This is a genomic window from Pantoea sp. SIMBA_079, assembly GCF_046940275.1.
GTDB lineage: Bacteria > Pseudomonadota > Gammaproteobacteria > Enterobacterales > Enterobacteriaceae > Pantoea > Pantoea borealis.
In genome coordinates, this window is sequence record NZ_JAWRYR010000540.1 from 1 (window position 1) to 258 (window position 258).

The 258-nt window shown below is 57.8% G+C and carries 1 protein-coding gene; it reads left to right on the plus strand.

The genetic code is table 11. The features are described 5' to 3' along the window. Positions 1 to 258, plus strand: a 258-nt coding sequence (locus tag SB719_RS21125; RefSeq protein ID WP_412159881.1) for a proton-conducting transporter membrane subunit, incomplete at both ends; no start/stop codon positions are given.

Below are 258 nucleotides of genomic sequence, written 5' to 3' on the forward strand. Positions count from 1 at the left end.
GGCTTCCTCGTCGATTCGCTGACCGCGATGATGATGGTCGTCGTGACCTTCGTCTCGCTGATGGTGCACGTGTACACGATCGGCTACATGTCGGAGGAGGACGGCTACCAGCGCTTCTTCTCGTACATCTCGCTGTTCACGTTCTCGATGCTGATGCTCGTGATGAGCAACAACTTCCTGCAGCTGTTCTTCGGCTGGGAAGCGGTGGGTCTGGTGTCGTACCTGCTGATCGGCTTCTACTTCACGCGTGAGAGCGCG